At 62.9% G+C, this 5,858-nt stretch carries 4 protein-coding genes; 3 read left to right on the top strand and 1 reads right to left on the bottom strand.

Features of this window, described 5'->3' with window-relative positions; all coding sequences use genetic code 11:
* The 3 genes from IVB32_RS09625 to IVB32_RS09615 form a co-directional block, all read left to right on the top strand.
* Nucleotides 1-1,471, top strand: a 1,471-nt coding sequence (locus IVB32_RS09625) for a type I secretion system permease/ATPase (protein WP_247410256.1), incomplete at its 5' end; no start/stop codon positions are given.
* Nucleotides 1,468-2,781 carry an HlyD family type I secretion periplasmic adaptor subunit gene (locus tag IVB32_RS09620; RefSeq protein ID WP_247370081.1) on the top strand — a complete coding sequence of 438 codons (1,314 nt, stop codon included), beginning with the start codon at nt 1,468-1,470 and terminating at the stop codon, nt 2,779-2,781. The genes IVB32_RS09625 and IVB32_RS09620, both read left to right, overlap by 4 nt.
* 656 nt (nt 2,782-3,437) lie before the next feature.
* Nucleotides 3,438-4,052: a transglutaminase-like cysteine peptidase gene (locus IVB32_RS09615; RefSeq protein WP_247370104.1), complete on the top strand. Its 615-nt coding sequence runs from the start codon at nt 3,438-3,440 to the stop codon at nt 4,050-4,052.
* Nucleotides 4,053-4,202: 150 nt separating this feature from the next.
* Here IVB32_RS09615 and IVB32_RS09610 read toward each other — a convergent pair.
* Nucleotides 4,203-5,858: PQQ-dependent sugar dehydrogenase (locus IVB32_RS09610; protein WP_247410255.1), on the bottom strand; the 1,656-nt coding region annotated here is incomplete at its 5' end.

Genomic DNA, 5,858 nt, shown 5'->3' with positions numbered 1-5,858 from the left:
CCGGTATCTCGACGAAAGCCTCGGCGTTCGCATCTTCGACGCGCTTGTTCGCCTGCCGTTGAAGACCAGAGCGGATGGCGACGGCCTGCAGCCGGTGCGGGACCTCGATCAGGTCCGCAGCTTCCTGTCGAGCGGAGGGCCCACGGCGCTCTTCGATCTGCCCTGGATGCCGATCTATCTCGGCGTCTGCTTCCTCTTTCACTTCTGGATTGGCGTCACTGCGCTGATCGGCGCACTGGTGCTGGTCGGCATTACGATGCTCACGGAAACGCGCACCCGAGGCCCGGCAAAAGCGAGCTCGCGTCTCGCTGTTTCGCGAACTGCCCTCGCGCTCGAGGGGCGGCGCAATGCCGAAGTTCTGCAGGCCATGGGCATGCGGCACCAGGCGGCCTTGCGTTGGCGGGATGTCAATGCGAAGTACCTCGCGGCCCATGAACGGGCCAGCGATGTCGCAAACGGACTCGGTGGTGCCTCCAAGATTTTCCGGTCGATCTTGCAATCGCTGGTTCTCGCCGTTGGCGCCGTCCTCGTCATCAACCAAGAATCGACGGCCGGCATCATCATTGCCGGATCGATCCTCACCGCGCGGGCCCTGGCTCCCGTCGAAATGGCCATTGCGAACTGGAAGGGATTCGTCGCCGCGCGACAATCGGGACAACGGCTCGATCACTTGCTGAAGCTTCTGCCTCACGAGGAGGAGCGGTTGGCATTGCCTGCGCCCGTCGAAACCCTCACCGCCGAGAACCTCTATATCGGCGCGCCGAACACCGAAAGGGCAACTCTGAGCGAAGTGTCTTTCCAGCTGCGGAGCGGGCAGGCGGTCGGAATCATTGGTCCGAGCGGATCAGGCAAGTCGACGCTCGCGCGTGCGCTGGTCGGGGTGTGGCCGTGCATTCGAGGCCGGATCCGGCTCGACAACGCGGCCCTCGATCACTGGTCGTCGGACGCCCTCGGCAAGCACATCGGTTATCTGCCCCAGGACGTGGAATTGTTTAACGGCAGCATTGCAATGAACATTGCGCGCTTCGACCCGCACGCAACCGCCGCCGCTGTTCTGGAAGCCTCGCATGCCGCGGGCGCGCACGACCTCGTCCTCTCCCTTCCGGACGGCTACAGCACGAAGATCGGCGAGGGAGGGCTGGCGCTGTCGGCGGGGCAGCGGCAGCGTATCGGGCTTGCGCGCGCCTTTTACGGCAAGCCTTTCCTGGTCGTGCTTGATGAACCCTCTTCCAATCTCGATGCCGAGGGCGAGGAGGCGTTGACCGAGGCGATCCTGAACGTGCGCCGCCGCGGCGGGATCGTCGCCGTTGTCGCGCATCGGCCGAAGGCGCTGGAAGGCGTGGACCATGTCTTGTGCCTCGGCGAAGGCAGGGTCCAGTCCTTCGGCAAGAGGGAGGAGGTTCTCAAGCGAGTGTTGCGGAATCCGGTGCCGCTCAAGGTTGTCGCGGATGCTCAAGGAGGCGGCCGATGAGCGGTCAGGTAGCACCGGCGTTGCAGTCCATCCAGCGTTACATGATCGTTGGGATGATCATGTTCGCTCTGGTTACCTTTGGGGTCGGCGGCTGGGCGACGACGACCCAGTTGTCGGGCGCGGTGATCGCCCAGGGCGTGGTCGTGGTGGATTCGAACGTCAAGAAGGTCCAGCACGCCACTGGCGGCATCATCGGAGAGTTGCGCGTGCGGCAAGGCGACCGGGTCAATGCAGGGGACGTTTTGATCCGCCTCGACGAGACCCAGACGCTCGCCAATGCGACGATCGTCACCAACAGCATCGATGAGCTGTTCGCGCGACAGGCTCGTCTCGAGGCCGAGCGCGATGGCGCCGACCAGGTCGTGTTTCCCAAGGTGCTGCTCGATCGGGCCAAGGAGAGCAACTCCGAGGCCAATCGTGCAATCACCGCGGAGCGGAAGCTGTTCGAGCTGCGTCGTCAGGCGCGGAGCGGCCAAAAAGCGCAGTTGCAGGAGAAAGGCGCGCAGCTGGAGAACGAGATTAAGGGCTACACGGGCCAGACCGAGGCCAAGCAGAAGGAAGTCGAATTCATCCGCCAGGAGCTGGAGGGCGTGCGCAGCCTCTGGCAAAAGAATCTGGTGCCGATCACGCGGCTTAACGCTCTCGAGCGCGACTCAGCCCGCATCGAAGGCGAGCGCAGCCAGCTTGCGGGAATGATTGCTCAGTCGAAGGGCAAGATCTCGGAAATCGGACTCCAGATCATTCAAATCGACCAGGACCTGCGGACGGAAGTCGGCAAGGACCTGATCGAGACGCGCTCCAAACTCTCCGAACTGGGCGAGCGCAAAACCGCGGCGGTGGATCAACTGAATCGGATCGAGATCAGGGCTCCCCAATCGGGCCGCGTCCACGAGCTGAGCGTCCACACGGTCGGGGGTGTGATCTCTCCCGGCGAGCAGATCATGCTGATCGTGCCGGATGCGGACTCGCTTGCGGTCGAGGTCAAGATCGCACCGCGCGACATCGACCAGGTCTATATGGGGCAGATCGCGACCATGCGGTTCGCAGCGTTCAACCAGAAGACCACGCCCGAAATCGACGGCGAGGTCAGCATGGTCTCGGCAGACATTACCCAGGATCAGCGCGCCGGCACGAGCTACTACACGGGCCGTGTCCTGCTGAAGCCGGCAGAGCTGGCGAAACTTGGGTCGGCCAAGCTCCTGCCCGGCATGCCGGTCGAGGTCTTCATCAAGACGGCAGGCCGGACCGCGCTGTCCTATCTGCTCAAGCCGCTGCAGGATCAGGCGGGTCGCGCGTTCAAGGAGCGCTGAGTCTACGCGGAAGAAAGCAGCGCTCGACCGCATGCATTCGGCGCCGGCGCCCTGTCCCTGGGCGCCGGCGTTGCGAACAGCCTCTGAAAGCAGGGCTGGGCGGCCGGACGCATCGGCAGCGGGCGTGCCCGACCGACGAAAGCGCAACACGCGCCGAGACAGAGTCGCTGGTTTGAACGCTCCACCGCAGCGTTCTAGCGATGTCAGGTCGCCGCAGCAGATTTAGCGGCGCGAACGCGAACGTTGTGAGGCCGCCCCACCTCCTGATCAGTCGCAGCAAATCGCGCTGCTTGCGGCGGATCGACCGTAACGGATGCCTGTTGCCCGTAGGCGAGACCACCGATCGCTCGAACGAGCGTCCGCTCAGAACATCCATTCGCCTGGCGTACAGGGTCAGGCTTGACGGGCCATCCATCGGGACCCCCGAGCCGATCGGAACTTCTTGCTCCATTTCATTCACTTCGGCAGGCCGCAGGCATCCGGTAGCTGTCTGCGTGCGACATCTTCGCTGAGTTAACTCTCAACTTATTATTGCCAGTTAAAATTTAACTGGTATTAAATAATAAACTACAGGCGGTTGATCGTTCCCATGACCGGGGCGGCAGCGCTGAGCAGTGAATCCGGGCTCGGTTTGGCGTTCGCAGGAGGATCGGCAGATGCAGCGAGCCTCGGGACCAGTCGTCGCGGCAGTCTTGGCTGTCATGATCGGAGGCGTTCAGTGGGCGGGTGCGGCATTGCTGACCGCACCAGGGACTTCGCAAGCGGCTCTTGCGCATATCGAGCGGGGACGCCCGACGCTTCCGCCCTTCAGCTATACGATGTTCTGCATGCGCTATGAGGCCGAGTGTCGCCAGCGGCGCTTCTTCCGCGGCGGGCCGGTCCGTTTGACCAAGGAACGATGGGCAGAGCTGAAAGCAGTCAATCGCGCCGTGAACCGCGCCATTGCTCCGCAGCCCAATGAACTCGGCCTTGCAGGTGAGCAGTGGATCGTTAACCCCGATCGCGGTGATTGCAACGACTACGCAGTGAGCAAGCGTCACGAGCTGCTGCACCGCGGCTGGCCCGCGCGGGCCCTGCTATTAAGCGAGGTGGTCACCAGTTCTGGAGACCATCACCTCGTGCTGCTGGTGCGCGCCAGGACCGGCGATCTGGTCCTCGATAATCTGGCGTCCGAGATCAAGTCCTGGTCGCAAGTGCCATATGGCTGGGTCCGGATGCAGATGCCGAGCGACAGCCGAATGTGGGCGACGATTGGCCGCCCGGGAGCATGACTCCTGTCATGTGGCCGGAATCATGCGGAACTGCGCCGGCGGGACGACCTGTCACAAGCATGCAAGTGCGGTGAGGGCATCGGCTCTGTCGTGCCCCACAGATCTATACAAGTCTCACAAGTGGGGCACCTTCTCCCGGCGCACTCGTGGTCATGACGCCGCGAGGCCCACGTTGCCGGCGGCCGAGGGGTCCACCCAACGTCGGATCGTGCCGTCATATATATCGGCACCATAGACCCAACCGTCGGGCCCCTTCTGCATGTCCACAATGCCTGGCACGTTGTCCACCAACTGGACGCCTGCGACCTGCCGGTTCGCATCCAGCGTCGCGGCGAAAATCGTTCCATTGTAGACGTCGTCGAAGAACATCGTGTTCTGATTGTAGAAATCGCCCGCGGTGATCACATGGAAGCCGTCCGGTGCGCCGTGGCTGAGAGGCAGGATCGGGAACACCGCAGGCGGGTCGGACAAATTGTTGCGGTTGCCATTGTTGTAGAAGGTGATCGCCTGCGAGAGGTTCTGGTAGCTGGCGGTTTTGTTCGGACCTTCAAAGTAGGGCCATCCGAAGTTCGAGCCCGCAGGCCCCGTATTGAGCTCTTCCCAATTATTCCAGCCCACGTCTCCGAGCACAGGCAGATTCGTGACGGGATCGAAGCTGAAGCGGTACGCGTTGCGGACGCCGTAGTAGAACACTTTCGACTGATTGCTGTTTGGATCGCCGGCCTGATAGTACGGATTGCCCGGCGCTCCCTCGCCCGTGACAGGATCGATCCGCAACAGCTTGCCCGAGAGATTGTGGATGTCCTGGACCCGCACTGCGCGGGGATCGACGAAGTTGTACGATGTGCCATCCCCGACCGTCATATAGAGGTAGCCGTCGGGGCCGAAATGAATGGCGCCGATCGAATGCGAATCGCTGTCGGTCGCAAGATAGTCGCGGATGTTCTGGTTCTGGATGCCGGCTCTGTCCGGATCGTTGTCCTGCGCTCCTGTCTCGATCTGGCTGGCGGGAGCCGTGATCGTGGTGCCGTTGACGATCCCGGAGGGAACGATGCTGGGATCGCCGCCGCTGTTCGCGTCGGGACGGCTGGTATACGCCCAGGTGCTGTTCTTGCCGACCAGCACCACTTCGCTGGCCGGATTGGCGATCATCGTGGTGGGGTCGACAGTAACCCTCACCAGACGACAAGGCCGGTTGCCGCCCTGATCAGCGGCAGCAAGGCCGCTCTGGCCCGCCGTCTCGGGCGGATCGTAGGTGTAGAGCAGGTAGACATAGTGGTTGCTTGCGAAATTCGGATTCACCGCGATCCCCAGCAGCCCGCGATCACCGAAATCATTGACCTCGCTCGAAAGGTCGATGAGCGGAGTCGATCGCAATGTGCCGTTGTCCACCACCCGCACCACGCCGTCCTTCTGCGCGACCAGCATGTAGCGGCCGTCGGGAGTCCAGTCCATCGCCGCAGGCTGGTTCAGCCCCGAGACGGCCGTCTCGCCCACGAGATTGCCGAGAGCGGGGTTGTCGTTGTCCAGGATCTTCACGGTCGTTGTCGCCTGAGCGCCAAGCGTGGCGCCCGTCGGATTGCTCAAGGTGATGGTGAAGGTCTCGTCGTTCTCCGGCGTCGCATCATTGATGATCGGCACCGAGATGGTCTGGCTCACCTGGCCGGCAGCAAAGGTCACCGTGCCGGATGTGGTCGTGTAGTCGGATCCTGCGAGTGCGCTGCCGCTGCTCGTCGTGAAGCCGGCCGTGGCTGCCTGACTGACGTTGCCGCTGCGGAGCAGCGTGATCGTCGCCGTCGGGCTGCT

It is taken from the genome of Bradyrhizobium sp. 23 (genome assembly GCF_023073295.1).
GTDB lineage: Bacteria > Pseudomonadota > Alphaproteobacteria > Rhizobiales > Xanthobacteraceae > Bradyrhizobium > Bradyrhizobium canariense_D.
This window is presented reverse-complemented; position numbering and strand designations above follow the sequence as displayed.

Bases quoted from the DNA above. Each gene is read 5' to 3' on its own strand.
- IVB32_RS09620 (WP_247370081.1), top strand. From the start codon at position 1,468: ATGAGCGGTCAGGTAGCACCGGCGTTGCAGTCCATCCAGCGTTACATG.
- IVB32_RS09615 (WP_247370104.1), top strand. From the start codon at position 3,438: ATGCAGCGAGCCTCGGGACCAGTCGTCGCGGCAGTCTTGGCTGTCATG.